17 protein-coding genes are annotated in these 20,719 nt (G+C 67.4%); 4 read left to right on the plus strand and 13 right to left on the minus strand.

The features are described from left to right. Window positions 1–9: 9 nt before the first annotated feature. Window positions 10–2,721, plus strand: a complete 2,712-nt coding sequence (locus tag MasN3_RS21630; RefSeq protein WP_281910143.1) for an alpha-1,6-glucosidase domain-containing protein — start codon at window positions 10–12, stop codon at window positions 2,719–2,721. 12 nt (window positions 2,722–2,733) lie between these two features. Here MasN3_RS21630 and MasN3_RS21635 read toward each other — a convergent pair whose 3' ends face one another. Next, the gene (locus MasN3_RS21635; protein WP_281910145.1) at window positions 2,734–3,048 is read right to left on the minus strand and encodes a hypothetical protein; all 315 of its coding nucleotides are present in this window, start codon (window positions 3,046–3,048) and stop codon (window positions 2,734–2,736) included. 173 nt (window positions 3,049–3,221) lie between these two features. Here MasN3_RS21635 and MasN3_RS21640 point away from each other — a divergent pair, with 173 nt between their 5' ends. Next, window positions 3,222–3,794 carry a hypothetical protein gene (locus MasN3_RS21640; protein ID WP_281910146.1) on the plus strand — a complete coding sequence of 191 codons (573 nt, stop codon included), beginning with the start codon at window positions 3,222–3,224 and terminating at the stop codon, window positions 3,792–3,794. 276 nt (window positions 3,795–4,070) lie between these two features. Here the strand turns inward: MasN3_RS21640 and MasN3_RS21645 are convergent, their stop codons facing one another. The 6 genes from MasN3_RS21645 to MasN3_RS21670 form a co-directional block, all read right to left on the minus strand. Beyond that, a complete protein-coding gene (locus MasN3_RS21645) occupies window positions 4,071–4,823 on the minus strand; it encodes an ABC transporter ATP-binding protein (RefSeq protein ID WP_281910147.1) in 753 nt (250 codons plus the stop codon). Beyond that, entirely contained in the window at window positions 4,813–5,571 is a 759-nt protein-coding gene (locus MasN3_RS21650) for an ABC transporter permease (RefSeq protein ID WP_281910148.1), read from the minus strand. The genes MasN3_RS21645 and MasN3_RS21650 overlap by 11 nt, the downstream gene beginning before the upstream one ends. Window positions 5,572–5,573: 2 nt before the next feature. After that, on the minus strand, window positions 5,574–5,996 hold the full coding sequence (locus MasN3_RS21655; RefSeq protein WP_281910149.1) for a hypothetical protein: 423 nt from the start codon (window positions 5,994–5,996) through the stop codon (window positions 5,574–5,576). Next, window positions 5,997–6,569 (minus strand): SCO family protein, encoded by a 573-nt coding sequence (locus MasN3_RS21660; protein ID WP_281910151.1) that lies wholly within the window; start codon window positions 6,567–6,569, stop codon window positions 5,997–5,999. It abuts the gene before it with no gap. After that, window positions 6,569–7,588 carry an ABC transporter substrate-binding protein gene (locus tag MasN3_RS21665; RefSeq protein WP_281910152.1) on the minus strand — a complete coding sequence of 340 codons (1,020 nt, stop codon included), beginning with the start codon at window positions 7,586–7,588 and terminating at the stop codon, window positions 6,569–6,571. Before MasN3_RS21665 ends, MasN3_RS21660 begins: the two co-directional genes overlap by 1 nt. 73 nt (window positions 7,589–7,661) lie before the next feature. Continuing rightward, window positions 7,662–8,567, minus strand: a complete 906-nt coding sequence (locus MasN3_RS21670; RefSeq protein WP_281910154.1) for a LysR substrate-binding domain-containing protein — start codon at window positions 8,565–8,567, stop codon at window positions 7,662–7,664. Window positions 8,568–8,682: 115 nt separating this feature from the next. Between MasN3_RS21670 and MasN3_RS21675 the strand changes: the two genes are divergently transcribed. Beyond that, complete coding sequence (locus MasN3_RS21675) at window positions 8,683–9,681, plus strand: YeiH family protein (protein WP_281910156.1); 999 nt, start codon at window positions 8,683–8,685, stop codon at window positions 9,679–9,681. 12 nt (window positions 9,682–9,693) lie between these two features. On the opposite strand, the gene glk is transcribed toward MasN3_RS21675, so the two are convergent. The 5 genes from glk to MasN3_RS21700 all read right to left on the minus strand — a co-directional run bounded on the left by glk (window position 9,694) and on the right by MasN3_RS21700 (window position 17,678). Next, window positions 9,694–11,556 carry a glucokinase gene (gene glk, locus MasN3_RS21680; protein WP_281910157.1) on the minus strand — a complete coding sequence of 621 codons (1,863 nt, stop codon included), beginning with the start codon at window positions 11,554–11,556 and terminating at the stop codon, window positions 9,694–9,696. A 192-nt stretch (window positions 11,557–11,748) separates the two neighbouring features. Next, the gene (locus tag MasN3_RS21685) at window positions 11,749–12,765 is read right to left on the minus strand and encodes an alpha/beta fold hydrolase (RefSeq protein WP_281910158.1); all 1,017 of its coding nucleotides are present in this window, start codon (window positions 12,763–12,765) and stop codon (window positions 11,749–11,751) included. Between the two features lie 124 nt (window positions 12,766–12,889). Next, window positions 12,890–14,581, minus strand: coding sequence for an alpha-amylase family glycosyl hydrolase (locus MasN3_RS21690; protein WP_281910159.1), 1,692 nt, complete (start codon window positions 14,579–14,581; stop codon window positions 12,890–12,892). A 26-nt stretch (window positions 14,582–14,607) separates the two neighbouring features. Further along, window positions 14,608–16,239, minus strand: a complete 1,632-nt coding sequence (locus tag MasN3_RS21695) for an alpha-D-glucose phosphate-specific phosphoglucomutase (protein ID WP_281910160.1) — start codon at window positions 16,237–16,239, stop codon at window positions 14,608–14,610. A 101-nt stretch (window positions 16,240–16,340) separates the two neighbouring features. Continuing rightward, complete coding sequence (locus MasN3_RS21700) at window positions 16,341–17,678, minus strand: MFS transporter (protein WP_281910162.1); 1,338 nt, start codon at window positions 17,676–17,678, stop codon at window positions 16,341–16,343. A 213-nt stretch (window positions 17,679–17,891) separates the two neighbouring features. Here MasN3_RS21700 and MasN3_RS21705 point away from each other — a divergent pair, with 213 nt between their 5' ends. After that, complete coding sequence (locus tag MasN3_RS21705) at window positions 17,892–18,746, plus strand: alpha/beta hydrolase (RefSeq protein ID WP_281910163.1); 855 nt, start codon at window positions 17,892–17,894, stop codon at window positions 18,744–18,746. A 112-nt stretch (window positions 18,747–18,858) separates the two neighbouring features. On the opposite strand, the gene MasN3_RS21710 is transcribed toward MasN3_RS21705, so the two are convergent. Further along, complete coding sequence (locus MasN3_RS21710) at window positions 18,859–20,622, minus strand: DEAD/DEAH box helicase (RefSeq protein ID WP_281910166.1); 1,764 nt, start codon at window positions 20,620–20,622, stop codon at window positions 18,859–18,861. Window positions 20,623–20,719: the final 97 nt, after the last annotated feature.

The following is a 20,719-nucleotide window of genomic DNA, read 5'->3' on the forward strand; positions in this document are numbered from 1 at the left end:
CCCGCCACGATGACCCGACTCCATTACGCCGCGCTCGCCGCGGCAGCCCTCGCCTCGTCCGCCCACGCCGCGGTTCCCCTCGCCACCTGCGACGATCCGTCGTTCCAGCAGGTCCTGCACGCTTCGAGCGCCACGCTCGACGCCCGCGCCGTCTGGCTCGACCGGCGCCTCCTGACTTGGCCCGGCGCCGAAGCCGGATCGACCTTCCGCCTCTACCATTCGGGCACGGCCGCGATCGTCGCCACACCCGGCGCCAAGGTGACAGGCGCAGACGGCGCGCTGGCGCTCGAGGCCTCCACGGCCAGGCTGCCGGTCCGCTTCAAGTGGGTCGGGGCCGGCCCGGTGCTGTCGGTGCGCGCGCAAGACCTGGCGCGCCTGAAGGACCTGCACCGCGGCCAACTGGTGCTGGTGCAGGAAGCCGCGGACGGCACGGTACGCGCGGCCACGCGCATCCAGGCCGCCGGCGCGCTGGATGACCTGTATGCCCCGGCCGGCGAGCTCGCCGACCTGGGCGCCACGCCGAAGAAGGGACGCACGGGATTCCGCCTGTGGGCGCCGACTGCGCAGGGCGTCGCCGTCTGCACCTACGACAGCGCCAGCGGCAAGGCAAGCAGCGTGCACGAAATGGCCTTCGACGCGAAGACCGGCGCCTGGAATGCGCAGGTGGCGCGCGACCTGTCCGGCAGCTATTACCGCTACGCGGTGGACGTGGCGGTGGACGGCATGGGCCTGGTGCGCAACCTGGTCACCGACCCGTATTCCGTCAGCCTCAATACCGACTCGAAGCGCAGCTACGTTGCCGACCTGAACGCGGCCCATCTCAAGCCCAAGGGCTGGGACGCCACCCGCGCGCCGAACACGGTCAAGGCCCAGACCGACATGGTCATCTACGAGCTGCACGTGCGCGACTTCTCGATCAACGACCCGAGCGTGCCGGCGGAAAAACGCGGCAAGTACACCGCCTTCGGCGAAGCGAACTCGAACGGCATGCGCCACCTGAAGGCGCTGGCCAGGGCCGGCCTGACCGACATCCACCTGCTGCCGGTCTACGACCTGGGCACCGTGCCGGAGAAGGACTGCGCCATGCCGCAACCGAGCGGCGCACCGGACGGCGAGAGCCAGCAGGCCCTGATCCGCAAGACCGCCGACACCGACTGCTTCAACTGGGGCTACGACCCGTATCACTACAATGCGCTGGAAGGCAGCTATTCCAGCGACCCGTCGGACGGCGCGCGCCGCATCCTCGAATTCCGCCAGATGGTGATGGACCTGCACCGGGCCGGCCTGCGCGTCGGCACCGACGTCGTGTACAACCACACCTTCATCGCCGGCCAGAACGAGAAATCGGTGCTGGACCGCGTGGTGCCCGGCTACTACCACCGCCTGAACGCCAAGGGAGCCATCGAGCGCTCGACCTGCTGCGACAACACGGCCACCGAAAACATGATGATGGCCAAGCTGATGATCGATTCGGCCGAGCTGTGGACCCGCCACTACAAGATCGATTCCTTCCGCTTCGACCTGATGGGCCACCAGCCGCGCGCGGCGATGGAGCGCCTGCAGCGGCGCGTGAACAAGGCCGCCGGCCGCCACGTCCAGCTGATCGGCGAAGGCTGGAACTTCGGCGAGGTGGCGGACGGCGCCCGCTTCGTGCAGGCCTCGCAGCTGTCGCTCAACGGCTCCGGCATCGGTACCTTCAGCGACCGCGCGCGCGACGCCGTGCGCGGCGGCTCGGCCGGCGACTCGGGCGAGGCGATGATCCGGCGCCAGGGCTATATCAACGGCCTGGTCTACGACGCCAATGCGCTGGGCGGCGAACACAAACAGGTCGACCTGCTGCGCGCTGCCGACACGATCCGGGTCGGCCTGGCCGGCTCGGTGCGCCCGTTCGCCTTCCAGACCTTTGAAGGCAAGCTGCGCAAGCTGGAAGACATCGCCTACGGCAACCAGCCGGCCGGCTACGCGAGCCAGCCGGGCGAAGTGGTGAACTACGTCGAGAACCACGACAACCAGACGCTGTTCGACATCAACGTCCTCAAGCTGCCGATGGACACCCCGGCCGCCGAGCGCGCCCGGGTGCAGGTGCTGGGCATGGCGATCAATGCCTTCAGCCAGGGCGTGGCCTACTACCACGCCGGCATCGACACGCTGCGCTCGAAGTCGCTGGACAAGAACAGCTTCAATTCGGGCGACTGGTTCAACCGCATCGACTGGAGCTACCAGGACAACTACTTCGGCACCGGCCTGCCGCAGCAGGACGACAACGGCAAGGACTGGCCGCTCCTGAAGCCTTTCCTGGCCAAGGCCGCGGCGATCAAGCCGGCTCCGGCCGACATCGCGTTTGCCCGCGACGCCTTCCGCGACCTGCTGGCGATCCGCGCCAGCTCGACCCTGTTCCGGCTGCGCACCACCGCCGACATCGAGCAGCGCCTGCGCTTCTTCAATACGGGGCCCCAACAAGAGGCGACCGTGCTGGCGGCCTGGATCGACGGCAAGGGCTATCCGGGCGCGAAGTTCGCGGGCCTGAGCTACCTGGTGAACGTGGACAAGGTGGCGCACACGGTCAGCGACGGCGCCTTGCGCGGCAAGCGCCTCACGCTGCATCCGGTGCATATGGCGGCCGGCGCCGCCGACAAGCGCGCCGCGCAGGCGAGCTTCGACGGCGCGAGCGGCAGCTTCACGGTGCCGCCGCGCACGGCGGTGGTGTTCGTCGCCGAGTAATCCGGATCGGAATCAGCCCGCCGGTCCCACCAGGCGGGCGATCTCCACCGAACCCTTCTCGTCGAAGATCGGGCATTGCTCGGCCAGCTCGACCGCCGCGTTGAAGTCGGCGGCTTCGATGACGGAATAGCCCGACAGCGAGGCGCTGCTCAGTTTCGGTCCGCGCAGGCGGCTCGGCACCTCGACGCTGCTGTGCGACAGGGCGCCGCGGTCCACCAGCGCGGTGCCGAGCGCGTCGAACCAGCCGGCCCAGCGCTGCGGGTCGTGCTGCGGGCCTTCCGACTCGTCGACGGTCGATCCGCGGTAAACGATCAGGTATCGTTCCATGCCGGCCTCCTCTGCAGTATTGTCCAGTCAAACCTTAGCAGAAGCACTGTGCGGGCGACGCACATCTCGGCGCCAGCGGAAAAAATTGGTGACTTTCCGTCAGGCCGCCTTCGCTATACTGCCCAGCTATGGCCAGCTTCCCGCTTTTCCCTGCACTCCCGCCCGGCATGCCGATGACGAGCGATCGCCGCCTGGCGGGCATCCTGGCCACCGTGCTGGTCCACACGGCCCTGGTCCTGGGCTGGCAGGTGGCGCGCACGCTGCCGCCGCCGGAGACCGAAGCGGAAAGCCCGCTGATGCAGTGGATCGAATTGCCGCCTCTGGCGCCGGAGCCGGCGCCGGCGCCAGCGCGGCCTGACGTGTCGCCCCAGCTGCAGCGCCAGGCGGCCGGTCGCCCTGCCCGTTCCGCGCCCGCCGTGGCCTTGTCGGCACCTTCCGCACCGGCAGAAGCACCCACCGCCATTGTCGAGGATGCGGAAGAAGCGCCCGCCAGGCCGAACGCCGCCAACATCCTGGAAAACGCCCGGCGCAGCGTCGGCAGCATCGACCGCGCTCTGCGCAAGGAAAACAAGCCGCTCATCGTCGCACCGCCCGACAGTCCGGAGTTGCGCATGCGCAGGGGCATGGAACAGGCCCATGCGCTGGCGCCGCCGCGCCTGTGGGAAGCGCCCAAGGTCGAGGAACTCGTGAACAACACCGGCGACGGCGCGCGCCGCACGCGTGTGATCAGCGGCCGCCGCACCTAATGCATCACCGAGCGCTCGCCGGCGACCAACGTCGAGATGATCGAGATGCACGGCAAGATCAGGCTGACCAACTGCCCGGCGCCCGAGGAGCCTGCCAAGCGGCAGGAGTGGCGTACGGCAAGAGACTAAAGAATTATCGCCGGGGTCAGGTCTGACATTAAGACACGGCCTCGACAATAATTGAGCGCTGCAGCGACTTGACCGGACTGATTCAGAAAAGTTAACAGCAGAGTTCGTGTCCGAATGTCAGACCTGACCCCCGTCGCGGCCGGCAGGCTACAGGCCGAGCTGCGCCAGGATCGCATCCTTCAGCGCCTGCAAGGCCGGCTCCGACACTTTGCGCGGATGCGCCTGCGCGATCGGGAATACCGATTGGATCCGGGCCGGGCGCGGCGACAGCACCACCACGCGGTCGGCCAGGTAGATCGCTTCTTCGACGTCGTGCGTGATCAGGATGACGGTATGGTTCTCCTCGCGCAGCACGCGCAGCAGTTCGTTGCGCATCTTCAGGGCGGTGAGCGCGTCGAGCGCCGAGAACGGCTCGTCCATCAGCAGGATGTCGGGTTTCACCGCCAGCGCGCGGGCGATCTCGACGCGCTTGAGCATGCCGCCCGAGAGCTCGTGCGGATAGGCTTTCTCGAAACCCTTCAGGCCGACCATCTCGGCGTAGTGGTCGGCGGTCGCGACCTTGGCGGCATCGTCGCGGCCGGACAGGCCGAACATCAGGTTCTCGCGCACGGTCAGCCAGGGAAACACCGAGCCGTGCTGCGAGATGACGATCGCGTTCGGCGACGGCCTGCTGACCGGCACGCCGTCGATCACCACCGCCCCGCCGTCGGGGCGCTCGAAGCCGGACAGCAGTTTCATGAGGGTCGACTTGCCGCAGCCGGAGGGACCGACGATGGCGATGAACTCGCCCGGTGCGACCTCGAGGTCGATCCCGCCCACCACCTGCAGGGCCTTGAAGTCCTTGCGCAGGGAACGGATCGCGATCTTCGCGTCGGCCCTGCTTGCCACCTTAGCGTGCATAGCGCCACCTTACCTGTTTCAGGCCTTCCAGGCGGCGCATCATGGCGTCCAGGCCCAAGCCGATGAGACCGATGATGATCATGGCGGCCACCACCAGGTCGTAGCGGTTGCCGGCATTGCGCGCGTCCATGATCAGGAAACCCAGGCCCGAGCTGCGCACGATCATCTCGGCGGCCACCACCACCAGCCAGGCCACCCCCAGGGCGATGCGCATGCCGGTCAGGACTTCGGGCAGCACGGCCGGCACGATCACCTGGCGGAACAGCTTGGCGCGCGGGACGCCGAAGTTCTCGGCCGCGCGCAGGTAGCGGGCGTCGATGGCATGCACGCCCGCCGAGGTCTGCACGATCAGCGGGAACACCGCGGCCAGGAAGATCAGGAACACCGGCGCGACGTCGCCCACGCCGAACCACAGGATGGCGATCGGGATCCAGGCGATCGGCGAGATCGGGCGCATGATCTGGAAGATCGGGTTGAGCGTGCGGTAGGCGCCGTCCACGCGTCCCATCCACAGGCCGAGCGGCAGCGCCACCACCAGCGCCAGCAGGAAGCCGGTGGCCACCCGCAGCAGCGAGGCGGCGATGTGCTGCCACAGCGTGCCGTCCCGGGCCAACTCCAGCGCGCCGGCGGCCACCTGCTGCGGCGAGGGGAAGATCAGGCTGCCGCTGTACGCGATCGCCGCCCACCAGAGCAGCACGATGGCGGCGAGCACCAGCAGCGGGGGCCATATCCGGTTCAGTCTCTGCATGTTCATGTCCTGCTGTCGATGAGGGAACGCAGGCGCCACGTCAGGCGCTCGACGCCCGCGGCCGGCATCTCTTCCACCGCCACCGTCATGGTGCCGCTGGCGTGGGCGGTGCAGTCGAACGGATGCTCGCCCGCCTGGCCGAAGGGCAGGCGGAAATCCTGCCCCGGCATGATCAGGACCGGGCCGAAGATCTGCGGCACGGTGTCGCTGTTGCGCAGCAGGAGCACGTCGCGCACGCCCAGGGTCAGGGTGATCCGCTCCGGCAGGATGCTGGTGCGGTCACCCTTCATGCGGCGCTCCCAGGTGCCCTTCGGGATCTCGAACAGCTGCTCGCGCGAGGACGCCTGCAGGGGGGCGAACGCGGCCCAGGCCAGCACGGCCGACACCAGTGCGAGGACGAGGGCGATAGCGCTACGCTGTTTCATCTACTCGGCCGCCAGCACGTTCACGTCGTGCACCATCTCGTCGGCCGGGCGGCCGAAGGGCATCATCGCGCGCAGCATGCCTTTCTTGTCGATGAAGTACAGGTAGGACGAGTGTCCCATCTGGTAGCCGGACTGGCCGGCCGGCGCCGGGAAGCGGGTGGCGCTGATGCCGTAATCCTTGCGGATCGCCGCCATCTGTTCGGGCGTGCCGGTCAGGCCGATGAAATCCTTGTCGAACTGCGCCAGGTAACGTTTGAGGCGCGCCGGCGTGTCGCGTTCCGGGTCGACCGAGATGAATACCACCTGCAGCCGGCCGGCATCGGCGCCGAGCTTCTGGCGCGCCTGCGCCAGCATGGCCAGCGAAGCCGGACACACGGCCGGGCAATGGGTGAAGCCGAACTCCAGCACCACCACCTTGCCGCGCAAGGACGACAGGCGGAAGTCGCGGCCGTCGGCGGCCTGTTGCGCGATCTCGGGCGCCGGGCGCGCCGGCGAGAAGCTGCCGGATTTCAGGGCCGGCGCCGCCTGCGCGGCCGCGCTTGCGAACAGCAGCGCCGCCAGCACGCGGCACATCACAGCCTCACCTCTACCTTCCGGATGTTCTTCACGAAGCTCTCGTCCACATATTGTTCGTAGCGTACCGGACGCTTGAGCGTGCCGGCCTGCACCGACAGGCGCATCAGCTCGTCGAATTCGCCGCGCAGCATGCGCAGGTCGCCGTAGGTCACGCGGTCCGAGGGGTTGTTCATGACGAAGCGGATGATGTTCGGGTCCTGGTTGAAGAACGTGCGGTTGGCCGCGATCACGGCCGCCTTGTCGCGGTTGACGGGCCCGGCGTCGAGCCAGTTGCCGGCCGCCTGCACGTAATTGACCAGGTCCTGCACCAGCGGCCGGTTGCTGTCGATGAGTTCCTGGCGCACGGTCAGCACGCAGCAGATGTAGTTGCGCCACTCGTCGCGCGTCATCGACAGCGGCCGCGCATAGCCGGCACGCTGGGCCGCGGCGCCGAAGGGCTCGCCGGTGCAATAGCCGTCCACGGCCTTCGCGTAGAGCGCGGCCGGCATGTCCGGCGGCGCCATCTCGATGATCTCGATGTCCCTGGGCGACATGCCTTCGCGCGCCAGCATCTTGCGCAGGAACAGGTAGTCCACCGCGAAGCGGCTCGGGATGGCGATGCTCCTGCCGCGCAGGTCGGAGAACTTGCGGAAGGGCGAATCGGTGCGCACCATGATCACCGCGCCGGAGCGGTGCCCGAGCGAGACGATCTTCAGCGGGATGCGCCAGTCGGTCAGGTCCATCACCAGGGGCGCCAGCATGTAGGCGGCCTGGATGCGGCCGGTCATCAGGGATTCCTTGATCTCCGGCCAGCCCGAGAACTTGTTGTACTCGAAGGCGGTGAAAGGCGCATCCGGCTTGCCGTCGTTGACGGCGCGCGCCTTGCAGGCGATCGGCAGCGTCAGGTTGCAGGTGACGGGCAGCCCCCCCACGCGCAACGGCGCCGGCGCCGCGTGCGCGCCCGTGCCCATGCCAACCAGCGGCAGGGCCAGTGCGCCGCCGAGCAGCTGACGCCGGCGCGGGGAATGCTCGTACATGGAAACGCTTCCAAAAACGGAGGATGGGCCAATTCTAGCATTGTATTGACTCCAATCAACCTCTATTCCGCCTTCATTGGCCGCTATCCGGTGCCGGCCGGCTTGCCAGCACGCTGTCCTCGAAGGCCGCGGCGGCGCGGCTGCGATGGCGCGTACGGTGGCGCAGCAGCAGGAAATCGCGCACCGGGAGCGCAAGCCGCGCCCGCTTGAGCAAGCCGGCTTCCAGGTGCGATGCCACCACCATTTCCGACATGGCGGTGGCAAACGGCCCGGCCATCACCGCACTGCGCACCGCCTCGTTCGAGGGCAGGCTGAGGGCGACCCGCAGCGACGCGGCAGGAATGCCCAGCCGGGCCAGCGCGGCTTCGAAGGCCGAGCGCGTGCCCGATCCGGTTTCACGCAGGATCCACTGGGCCTCGCGCAGGTCGGACGGCGCCAGGGCGCGGCCGTCGGCCCAGGGGTGGCCGGGCGCCACCACGACCACCATCCTGTCCTGCCCCACCGCCGCCGCCGACAGCTGCGGGACGTCGATGGCGTCTTCCACGAAGCCCAGGTCGGCCAATCCCTGCAGCACCGCCTGCGCGACGCCCTGGGTATTGCCGACCTCCAGTTCGAGCCCGATGGCCGGATAGCGCTCGCGAAAACGCACCAGGAAGGACGGCAGCCAGTAGCTGGCGATCGTCTGGCTGGCATGGAGCGCCAGCGCGCCGCGCCGCAGTTCGCCCAGCTCGGCCAGGGTGGTTTCGGCGGCGCGCGCGCTGGCCAGGGTGCGGCGCGCTTCCTCCAGGAAAATGCGACCCTCCTCGCTCGTTTCGATACGCCGGCCTACCCGATGGAACAGGGTGGCGCCGTAGCGCTCTTCCAGCGCCTTGATGGACGCGCTGACGGCGGAAGGCGTCAGCGACAGGGCTGCGGCGGCCTGGGTCAGGTGCTGGCGTTCCGCCACGGCGACAAAGATACGCAGTTGTTCCAGGGTCATTATTCGATTTTGTTTGATATTTCGTTCGATATTATCAGATGGACCGAACGAATTTCCTCGAAGATACTTATTCGGTATTCAGATATCGATATGAGAAATTCGAATGAAAGCGTGTTTGCCTGTTGTCGCCTCCACCCTCCCCGGCCTGCTGATGTGCGGCGCCATTACCGCGCTCGCGTATGCGCTGGAACACCTGGAAGCGCATTTCCTCGGCCGCGCGTGGCTGGAAAGCCTGGTGCTGGCGATCCTGTTGGGGACCGGGGTGCGCACCCTGTACCGGCTCGATGCCCGCTTCGAGCCCGGCATCCGGGTCGGCGCCAAACTCCTGCTCGAGATTGCCGTTGTGCTGCTGGGCGCATCGGTCAGCGCGGCGACGCTGCTGGAGCACGGCCTGGGGCTGGTCGCGGGAATCGCGCTGGTGGTCGCCGCCGCCATCGTGCTGAGTGTGGCGATTGGGCGCAGTGTCGGCCTGTCGGACAACATGGCCTTGCTGATCGCCTGCGGCAATGCCATCTGCGGCAACTCGGCCATTGCCGCGGTGGCGCCGGTGATCGACGCCGACGGCAACGACGTCGCCGCCGCGATCGCCTTCACGGCCGTCCTGGGCGTGGCGGTGGTGCTCGGCCTGCCGCTGCTCGTCGACCTGCTCGCCTTCACGCCGGCGCAGTATGGCGTGTTCGCGGGCCTGACCGTGTATGCCGTTCCGCAGGTGCTCGCCGCCACCGCGCCGGTATCGGCCGCGAGCGTGCAGATCGGCACGGTGGTCAAGCTGGTGCGCGTCCTGATGCTGGGCCCGGTGGTACTGCTGCTGTCCCTCGGCAGCCGCGGCAGGCGCATGGCGCGGCCGTCCCTGCCCCACCTGCTGCCCTGGTTCATCGTCGGCTTCCTGCTGATGCTGTGCCTGCGTTCGCTGGGCTGGATTCCGCAGGCGGCGCTGCCGCCGGCGCAGCGGATTGCCGGCTTCCTGACCATCATGTCGATGGCCGCCCTGGGACTCGGCGTGGACGCCCGCGCGGTGGCGGGCGCCGGCGCCAGGGTGGTCTTCGTCGTGCTGGCGTCGCTACTGGGCCTGGGCCTGATCAGCTTCCTGCTCGTCAAGCTGCTGCAGGTATGAAGCTGGCGCTCCCTACATGTCCAGGTGCGAGATCAGCGCCGTACGCTGCGCGTCGCCCTCGCCCGTGTCGCCATGGCCGTTCTGGTTGCCGAGCGAGATCCCGACCGACATGATGTCGATCAGGAGCAGCTGCAGGATGCGCGAAATCATCGACAGGAAGGTCGTGCTGTCCTCGCTGTGGTCCACCGCCAGGCACACGCTCGATTTCTTCGCCAGCAGCGACTTGCTGCTGGTGATGGCGATGACGTCCGCCCCCGCCGCGCGCGCCGTGTCCACCGCCTCGAGCAGCTCGGGCAACTGGCCGCCGGTGGAGATCGCGATCACCACGTCGCCCGGTCCCAGCAGGCCGGCGGCCAGCGTGAACAGGTGCGAGTCGCCGTACAGCGCGGCCGGAATGCGGAAACGGAAGAACTTGTGCTGGCCGTCCAGCGCCACCGCGCGCGCATTGCCCATCGCGTAGAACTCGACGCGGCGCGCGCGCCTCAGGAGCTCGATGGCGCGGTCGATCGCGTGCACGTCGAGCTGGTCGCGGAACTTCAGGATCGCCGACACCGTGTTGTCGATCACCTTGGCCGACAGGTCGTGGGTGCTGTCGCTCATGCGCACCTGGCTGTGGCGCACCGGGATGGTGCCGGTCAGGCTGCCGGCAAACTTGAGCTTGAATTCGGCCAGGCCCTGGAAGCCGAGCGAGCGGCAGAAGCGGATCACGGTCGGCTGGCTCACATCCGCCAGGCGCGCGATCTCGGCGATCGGCTCGGACAGCACCTTGCGCGGATGTTCCAGCACCAGGACGGCGACGCGCTGCTCGGCCGGCGACAGTTCGTGGCGCAGCTGCTGCACCCGGTCCATCAGGGTATTGGCGCCGCTGCGCCCGCGCAGGTGCTCGGACAGGATCGCCGACACCCCGTGCAGGGCCGGGTTGGGCGTCATGATCACATAGGTCGGGATCTGGGCGATGTAGTCGGTGAAGCGGCCCTTGGCCTCGAAGCGGGCGCGGAACGGCGAGGTGGCGAACCACTCGGCGATGCGCGGCACGATGCCGCCGCCGATGAAGATGCCCCCAAAAGCGCCCAGCGTCACCGCCAGGTTGGCGGCCGCGCCGCCCAGCATCCCGGCAAAGGTTTCCAGCACTTCCAGGCACAAGGCGTCCTTGTCCTCGAGCGCGCCGCTGACGATGTCGGCGGTGCTGCGCGCCGGCGCATCGACCCCGTTTCGTTTGGCCAGCGCGCGGTACATCAGTTCGATGCCGGGACCGGAGATCAGGCGCTCGTTCGACACGTGCGGCCATTCCTGCCAGGCGTGCTGCAGGATCGCGAACTCGCGTTCGTCGGCCGGGGCGAAGTTGACGTGGCCGCCCTCGCTGCCCAGGGTGACGAAACCGTCGATGGTCGGGATCACGCCCGACACGCCCAGGCCGGTGCCCGGCCCCAGCACGCCGGCCACCGCGTGGCTTTGCGGGGCGCCGCCGCCGACCTGCAGCAGGTCTTTCGGCTCGAAGCCCGGCAGGGCCATCGCCAGCGCGGTGAAGTCGTTCACGATCAGGAGCGTCGACAGGCCGAGGGTGCGGCGCACCTCGTCGGTCGAGAACTCCCAGTCGCGGTTGGTCATGCGGATGTAGTCGCCGCTGATCGGGTTGGCCAGGGCGAAGGCCGCGTGGTTGATCCGCACCCCGCCGGTCTGGGCCAGGTAGGCGTGCAGCAGCGGCACGATGCCGCTGTAGTCGTCGCAGAGCAGCACCGACACCTGGCGCAGCACGCCGGGCGCGGTTTCGAGCCCGAAGCGCGCATGGGTGGCGCCGATGTCGGCGAGCAGGCGTGGGCCGTCGGCGAAAGCGGCGCGGGAGGGTTTCAGTTCGGTATCGGGTTCGACGGTCATCGCGATTCAGGGCTGGGCGGGACATGGGCCCGGATCGCGTTAGGATACCATTGAACGATTGGCAAGAATACGGCTCGTTGTGCTGCCCCTGTAGCGTAGGGTGGTCGGCTTGTCCGACCACGCGTTCAAACAGTGCATGCGTGATTACAAAGCAGCCGTGAGCTGGACGCGCGGTCGGCGGAGCCGACCACCCTACCTGACCAGGCCTTTCAGCAGCTCACGGTGGAAGCGCGCCGGATCCTGCATCTGCGGCGCATGCCCCATGTCCGGGAAGCTGACCAGGGTCGCCTTCGGGATGCGCTTCGCGGTCTGCTGCGCCAGTTCCGGATAATTGCCGAGCTTCGGACGGATCTCCGCCGGCGCCGCGTCCTTGCCGATCGCGGTCGTGTCCTTCAGGCCGATCAGCAGCAGCACCGGCATGCTCAAGCGCGGGAACTCGTACACCACCGGCTGGGTGTAGATCATGTCGTACAGCAGCGCCGAGTTCCAGGCGACGATCTGCTTGCCCGGTCCGCGGTACATCCCGGCCAGCATCTGCACCCAGGGCTCGTATTCCGGCTTCCAGGTATTCACGTAGTAGGTCGATTTCTCGTAGTTGCGGATGCGCTCGGCCGTGGTCTGCAGCTCGCGCTCGTACCACTTGTCCACGCCCAGCGAGGGCACGCCCACGGCCTTCCAGTCTTCCAGGCCGATCGGGTTGACCAGCACCAGCTGCTCGGCCTGCTCGGGGTACATCAGGCCGTAGCGCACCGCCAGCATGCCGCCGGTGGAGTGGCCCATGACGATGGCGTTCTTCACGCCGATCGACGCGAGCAGCGCATGCGTGTTCTGCGCCAGCTGCTGGAAGCTGTACTGGTAGTGGGCCGGCTTGGTGGACTTGCAGAAGCCCACCTGATCGGGCGCCACCACGCGGTAGCCGGCCCCGCTCAATGCCTTGATGGTGCTTTCCCAGGTGGCGCCGCAGAAGTTCTTGCCGTGCATGAGCACCACCGTGCGGCCGTTCGGCTTGGCCGGCTGGACGTCCATATAGGCCATCTGCAGCTTCACGCCCTGCGAAGTGAAGTGATAACGCTGGACCGGATAGGGATACGCGAAGCCCTCCAGTTCGGGACCATACGCCGGTTCGGCGGCGGGCTGGACGGCAAGGGCGGGAGCGAGGGTGAAGGCGGCGCACAGCAGCGCGCCGGAGAAGCGTGTCAGTACAGGCATGGCGAAAAAAGGCTGGTTGGCGGACCGGCCAGTCTAGCGGAAATGCATGACGCGCGACTGACGCCCTGCAAGCAGACCGCAAGCCGCGCACGGCATGGCCATGGCGGCTTGCGGCGCGGCCGGCTCAGTCCTGGGCGATCAGGGCGACCGGCGCTGCCACCGGGAACTGCACCTTGCCGTCCTTGATGACCGCGGTCGTGCCCGAGTACCAGTCGCGCACCGTCTGGCCGTCGGTGAACACGCCGGCGACCGAAATCGGCAGCGCCTTGTCCTTCGGCAGGTCGAGCGCGACCACCACGCGGTCCGATACGCCGTCTTTCTGCCAGGTGCGCTTGAAGGTATAGGGGCTGGAGGCCAGCATCTGGTGCACGCCGGCGCCGACGGCCGGGTGGGCGGCGCGGAAGCGGCCCAGCCTGGCCCAGTGCTCGCGCACCTCGCCCACGCGGTGCATGCCGCGCTCGGCATTCGATGCCAGCTCGTCCCAGTTCATGAAGGAGCGCAGCTTGGCGTCGCCTTCGGCGCCTTCGATATTGAGCAGGCGCGCCGTTTCGTCGCCGTAGTAGATCTGGGCCGCACCCGGCGCCAGCAGCAGCTTGTTGGCCGACTCGATCGGACGCTGGCGCGCCGGGTCGAAGGGGCTGCCGTCGTCGTGCGAGCTGAGGTAGTTGAGCACGCCATAGCCCTTCATCGGGCCATGCAGCGCCTTCGAGTAATCCGAGAACAGCTGTTCGTAGCCCTTGGCCGCATCGGACTTCATGCTGAAGTTGATCATGTTGTCGAAGCCGTTGGCGAGCCAGTCGACCTTGACGCCGCCGCCCATGTCGAAGCTGCGGCCGTGGTGGATCGAATAATTGTAGACCTCCGAGGTCATGAAGAACGGCAGGTTGCCGAGGCGCTTGGACGGGTTGGCGCGCTTCCATTCTTCATAGGCCAGGCTGGCTTCCTGCTTGAGTTCCTTCCACACGCCGGGCTCGGTGTGCTTGACGGTGTCGGCGCGGAAGCCGTCCACGCCGTACTTGCGCACCCAGTCGGCGTGCCACTTGACGAGGTAGTAGCGCGGCGCGCGCGGGTAGCCGGTGCGCTTGAAGAAGTCGTCCAGCTCCTTCACCTCGCGCTCGTAGCGCCCTTCCTTCTTCCATTTCGCCACCAGGTGCGGCGGCAAGGCCACATTCGCATTGCTGTTGGTGAGGAAGTCCGGCAGGTTCTCCACCAGGGTGCAGTCGACCGTGGTCGGCGCGTCCTTGTAGGTGCACTTCGGTCCGGTGCGCACCCAGTCCTTGGGCCAGACCGGATCCTGCGCGGTGACCGGGCCGGTATGGTTCATCACCACGTCCAGGATCACGCGGATGCCGTTGGCGTGCGCGGTCTCGACAAAAGTGCGGAAATCCTTCTCGGTGCCCAGGTTGGCATCCACGGCCGTGAAGTCCTTGGCCCAGTAGCCGTGGAAGCCGTAGGACTTGCCGGTGCCTTCGTCGGTCGACCCGTGGATCTGCTCGACCGGCGGCGTGAGCCAGATCGCGTTCACGCCCAGTTCCTTGAAGTAGCCGTCCTTGATCTTGGCCGTGATGCCGGCCAGGTCGCCGCCCATGAAACCGCGCAGCTTGGCGGCGTCGGCCTTGCGGCCGTAGGCCAGGTCGTTGGTCTTGTCGCCGTTGTTGAAGCGGTCCGTCAGCAGGAAGTAGACGGTGGCGTTGTCCCAGACGAAAGGCTTGCCGGCCGGCTGGCTGAGGTCGGGCGCATTGCGGGTCTGCGCGGCGGCTTGGGGCACGGCGCCGAAGGCGAGCAGCACGGAGGCGGCAAGGACGGGAAGTTTCATGCGGGTTCCTGTGGTTGGTGGGTGGTCTAGGTAATCACGGTCGGATGCTCCCGGCCGGTGCGCTGGCGCAGCTGCGCCACGCTGTCGGCGATGGCGATCAGCTCAAGCAGCGCCTGCTGGGTGTCGAGCTCGTGGCGTGCGGGATCGGCCTCATAGCGCTCGAGGTAGAGGCGGATGGTCGCGCCTTCGGTGCCGGTCCCGGACAGGCGAAATACGATGCGCGAGCCGTCCGCCATGATGATGCGGATGCCCTGGCGCGTCGCCACCGAGCCGTCGACCGGGTCGTGGTAGGTGAAATCGTCGGCCTCGGCCACCCGAAAAGCTCCCAGCGTCTGGCCGGCCAGCTCGGGCAGTTTCTCGCGCAGCGCCGCCATCAGGGCGTCGGCCGCGGCGGCGTCGACCGCCTCGTAGTCGTGGCGCGAATAGTAGTTGCGGCCGAAGCGCGCCCAGTGTTCGCGCACGATCTCGTTCACGGACTTGCCGCGAACAGCCAGCAGGTTCAGCCAGAACAGCACGGCCCACAGCCCGTCCTTCTCGCGGATGTGCTGCGAACCGGTGCCGTAGCTCTCTTCGCCGCACAGCGTCACCAGGTTGGCGTCCATCAGGTTGCCGAAGTACTTCCAGCCGGTCGGAGTCTCGAAGCAGGAGATGCCCAGGCTTTCCGCCACGCGGTCGGCCGCCTGCGAGGTGGGCATCGAGCGCGCGATGCCGGCGATGCCCTTGGCGTAGCCCGGCGCCACGGTGGCGTTGGCGGCGATGATGGCCAGGCTGTCCGAGGGCGTCACCGCCAGGCCGCGTCCGACGATCATGTTGCGGTCGCCGTCGCCGTCCGAGGCCGCGCCGAAGTCCGGCGCATCGGGGCCGTTCATGTGGGCGATCAGGTCGGCCGCGTTGACCGGGTTCGGGTCGGGATGGCCGCCGCCGAAGTCTTCCAGCGGGTCGCAGTTGACCACGGTGCCCGCGGGCGCGCCCAGCATGCCCTCGATGATGGCTTTCGCATAGGGGCCGGAGACCGCGTGCATGGCGTCGAAACGCATGCGAAAACCCTGGGCGAACAGCGCGCGGATCGCGCCGAAGTCGAACAGGCGCGCCATCAGTTCGCTGTAGTCGGCCACCGGGTCAATGACCTCGACCACCATGTTTTCCAGGCGGGTGCGTCCCGGCTGGTCGAGGTCGACCGCGCTGGCGTCGCTGATGCGGTAGGAGCTCAATGCCTGGGTGTGGGCGAAGATCGCCTCGGTGATCTTCTCGGGCGCCGGGCCGCCGTTCTCGATGTTGTACTTGATACCGAAGTCACCCTCCGGGCCGCCCGGATTGTGGCTGGCCGAGAGCACGATGCCTCCAAAAGCCCCGTGCTTGCGGATCACGCAACTGACCGCCGGCGTGGACAGGATGCCGCCGCGCCCCACCAGGCAACGGGCGATGCCGTGGGCGGCCGCCATGCGCAGGATGGTCTGGATCGCTTCGCGGTTGAAATAGCGGCCGTCGCCGCCGACGACCAGGGTGCGCCCCGGGCCTTCGCCCAGGGTCAGGAAGATCGCTTCGACAAAATTCTCGAGGTAGCCGGCTTGCTGGAATTCAAGCACCTTCTTGCGCAGGCCCGAGGTGCCGGGCCGCTGTCCGGCGAACGGCGTGGTCGGGACGGTCTGGATGGTCATGCTTCGCTCCTGTCGTTATAACGAATTGCAACATCCACGGATGTTGATAAAACGTTACGATACGACAGGCGCGGAATCACTGGCGCAAGCCTCGCGGCGGCTCAGATCGCGGCCTTGACCGGGGCTGCGCGGTCGGTCACGAACAGGGTCAGCAGGGCCGCGAGCAGCATGCTGGCGCCGCCCAGCGCCACCGTCATGACGGTGTGGCCGCCGAAGAAGTGCTTGGTCACGCCGCCCAGCAACAGGCCGCTGACGATCTGCGGGATCACGACGAAGAAGTTGAACAGGCCCATGAAGTAACCCATGCGCTTGGCCGGCAGCGAGCCCGCCAGGATCGCGTAGGGCATGGTCAGGATCGAGGCCCAGGCCAGGCCGACGCCGATCATCGGCAGCATCAGCATATTCTTGTCGGTGATCAGGACGATGCTGGCCAGGCTGATGCCGCCGATCGCCAGGCAGGTCGCGTGCACGGTCTTGCGGCTGGTGGCGCGCGCGAACACCGGCAGCAGGAAGGCGGCCAGCGCCGACACGCCGCTGTAGACCGCGAACATCACGCCGACAAAGCTGCCGGCGGCCTGGAAGCTCGAGGATTGCGCGTCGGTGGTGCCCCAGACGTTGTCGGCGATCGCCGAGCCGGTATAGATCCACATCGCGAACAGTGCGATCCAGGTGAAGAACTGCACGAAGGCCAGCTGCACCATGGTCTTGGGCATCTTGCCGAAGCCGCCGAGGATTTCCTTGATGGCGACGCCGAAGCTGCGCGCATGCTTGCGCTCGGCGTTGAAGGCGTCCATGTCGGGCGGCGGCAGTTCGTCGGCGCTCACCACGGTCCACAGCACGGCCAGGAAGAAGATCGCGCCGCCGGCATAGAAGGAATACCGCACGGTCTCGGGAATGGTGCCGCCCACCGCTTCGTTGGACACGCCCATCGATTCGAAGAACACCGGCAGCAGGGAGGCGATCACCGCGCCGCAGCCGATGAAGAAGGTCTGCATCGCATAGCCCGCGGTCTGCTGCGAGGCGTCCAGCTTGTCGCCAACAAAAGCGCGGAACGGCTCCATCGAGACGTTGATGGCGGCATCCATCATCCACAGCACGGCCACGGCCATCCACAGCGCGGACGAATTCGGCATCAGGAACAGCGCGATCGCGGCCAGCACGGCGCCGATGAAGAAGAACGGGCGGCGTCGTCCCCATGTCGGGTGCCAGGTGTTGTCGCTCAGGTAGCCGATGATCGGCTGCACCAGCAGGCCGGTGACCGGCGCGGCCAGCCAGTACAGGGCCAGGTTGTCGGGGTCGGCGCCCAGCGTCGAAAAGATGCGGCTGGTGTTGGCGTTCTGCAGTGCGAAGCCGAACTGGATGCCGAAGAAGCCGAAGCTCATGTTCCAGAGCTGCCAGAACGACAGGCGCGGCTTGATGGCCGCGGTTTGCATATCCATGTGTGTCCCCAATGACGGCCCGGACCTGAGCGGGCTCTCGTGTGATGCAGGCAGCCCACAATCAGGCCAGCCTACAGGTAGCTGTAGCAAAATAACATGGCGATTTCTGGGTGTCAATCGAAGAGCTGTCATAGTAGAATCGGCACAACAGGGGCCGCCGAGAGTGCGCCTCTGTAGTCAAACAACAGAATAATCGACCAAGGAGACTACGCGATGCCCTCGTTGCGCCCCACCCTTCTTCCCCTCCTGCTGGCCCTTGCGTGCGGCGCTCCCGCCCATGCCGCCGACCAGCCCGCCGATGGCGCCAAAGCCTCGACCGCGTCGTCCGGCGTGCGCCTGCTGGGCGAACCGCTGGCGATGCCGGGGCTGGAGCGCAAGCGCCAGCTGCGCATCTACCTGCCGCCGGGCTATGCCACCTCGAACAAGCGCTATCCGGTGCTGTACATGCACGACGGGCAGAACCTGTTCGACAATGCCACCGCCTACGCCGACGAGTGGAAAGTGGACGAGACCCTGGACGCGCTGGCCCGGGAAGGCAAGCTGGAAATGATCGTGGTCGGCATCGACAACGGCCAGGACAAGCGCATGACGGAGCTGAACGCCTGGGACAACGCGCAGTTCGGCAAGGGCGAAGGCCAGGCCTACACCGACTTCATCGTCAAGACCGTCAAGCCGATGATCGACAGGCAGTACCGCACCCTGGCCGGACGCGCGCATACCGCGATCATGGGCAGCTCGATGGGCGGACTGGCTTCGCACTACGCGCTGGTGCAGTATCCGCAGGTGTTCAGCAAGGCGGGCGTGTTCTCGCCGGCCTACTGGACGGCGCAGCCCTCCTTCGATTTCGTGGCCGCCAAGCCGGTGCCGAAGGATGCGCGCGTGTTCCTGCTGATGGGCGAAAAGGAAGGGCCGCAGATGAATGCGGACGTCAAGCGCATGGCGCAAGTGATGAAGCAGACCGGGCACCCGGCGGCCAACACGGTGCTCAAGCTGGTGCCGGGGGCGGAGCACAACGAGGCGTTCTGGGCGGGGGAGTTGCGCGAGGCGCTGCTGTGGATGTTCAAGTAGGGTGGTCGGCTCTGCCGACCGCGCGTTCAACTACGGGACGAAAAATCGCGTCGTGTCTGCTCATGCCGGGTTTGAACGCGCGGACGGCGAGCCGTCCACCCTACGGTAATCCTCAGCCTTTACGGTGCGGCTTCTTGCCCGCGTCCTTCTTGAAGAACTTCTTCTTCGGCGCCGCGGCGATCGGCTGCTCCAGCCCGTCGCGCGTCATGTTCAGCTGCTGGCCGGCCACCCACACGGTCTTGAGGTGGTCGATCAGTTCCTGCGTCATGTCGTCCGGCAGGTCGATGGTGCTGTAGTCGTCGTAGATCTCGATGCGGCCCATGTACTTGGCCGGCATGTCGGCCTCGTTGGCGATGGCGCCGACGATGTTGCCCGGCTTGACGCCGTGCTGGTGCCCGACCTCGATGCGGAAGGTCGCCATGCCCGGCTCCGCCTCGCGCACCACGCGCTCCTTCTTGAAGGCCGGTTCGCGCGGCGCGCGCACCGGACGGTCTTCCCATGCGCCCTGCTCGCGCGGCACGACATCGGCGCGCTCGGGACGCGCCTCGCGGTCCGGCTTCTCCAGCAGCAGCGGCTGGTCGCCGCGCGCCAGCTTGGCCAGGGCGCTGGCGATGTCCACCGCCGGCACGTTCTGCTCGCGCTCGTATTCCTCGATCAGCGAACGGAACACCTCCAGTCCGCCTTCGGCCAGGGTGGCCGCGATCTGTTCCTTGAACTTGGCGATGCGCACGTCGTTCACCGCCTTCACGGTCGGCAGCTGCAGCGGCGCCACCGGCTGGCGCGTGGCGCGCTCGATCGCCTTGAGCAGCCCGCGCTCGCGCGGCGTGATGAACAGGATCGCTTCGCCGCTGCGGCCGGCGCGGCCGGTGCGGCCGATGCGGTGGGTGTAGCTTTCCGGGTCGGACGGCACGTCGTAGTTGATCACGTGGCTGATGCGCTCGACGTCGAGGCCGCGGGCGGCGACGTCGGTCGCCACCAGGATGTCGATCTTGCCGTTCTTGAGCTGCTCGATGGTGCGTTCGCGCGCCTGCTGGGCCATGTCGCCGTTGATGGCGACGGCTGCGAAGCCGCGCGCCTGCAGCTTGGTCGCCAGCTCTTCGGTGCCGAGCTTGGTGCGCGCGAAGATGATCATGCCGTCGAAAGGCTCGGCTTCCAGGATGCGGGTCAGCGCATCGAGCTTCTGCATGCCGGCCACCAGCCAGTAGCGCTGGGTGATGTTGGCGGCGGTGCCGGTCTTGGCGGCCACCGTGATTTCCTGCGGATCGCGCAGATAGGTCTTGGCGATGCGCTTGATCGCCGGCGGCATGGTGGCCGAGAACAGCGTGGTCTGGCGCTCCGGCGGGGTCTGCTGGAGGATGTGCTCGACGTCGTCGATGAAGCCCATGCGCAGCATCTCGTCGGCCTCGTCCAGCACCAGGGTCTTCAGCTGGGACAGGTCGAGCGAACCCTTTTCGATGTGGTCGATCACGCGGCCCGGGGTGGCGACCACCACGTGCACGCCGCGGCGCAGCGCCGACAGTTGCGGGCCGTAGCTCTGGCCGCCGTAGATCGGCAGCACGTGGAAGCCCTTGATGTGGGCGGCGTAGCTCTGGAAGGCTTCGGCCACCTGGATCGCCAGTTCGCGCGTCGGCGCCAGCACCAGCGCCTGAGGCGCGGCCTGCTTGATGTCGATGCGCGACAGGATCGGCAGCGCGAACGCGGCAGTCTTGCCGGTGCCGGTCTGGGCCTGCCCGAGCACGTCACGGTTGGCCAGCAGCAGCGGAATGGTCGCGGCCTGGATCGGCGAAGGCGTTTCGTAGCCGACGTCCTTCAGCGCCTTGAGTACAGGCGCGGAAAGATCGAGGTCGGCAAAGTTCGGGAGGGGGGTGTCAGACATGGCAAAGCTTTCAAAGTTGATACTAAAGCCGCAGTTTACTCTCTCGCGCAGCGAGGGCGGGCACTATTTGGAACGGGCTGTTTTTTACCAAGTGGTA

Origin of the sequence: Massilia varians (assembly GCF_027923905.1) — a bacterium.
In the GTDB taxonomy this organism is placed as follows: Bacteria; Pseudomonadota; Gammaproteobacteria; order Burkholderiales; family Burkholderiaceae_D; genus Telluria; species Telluria varians_B.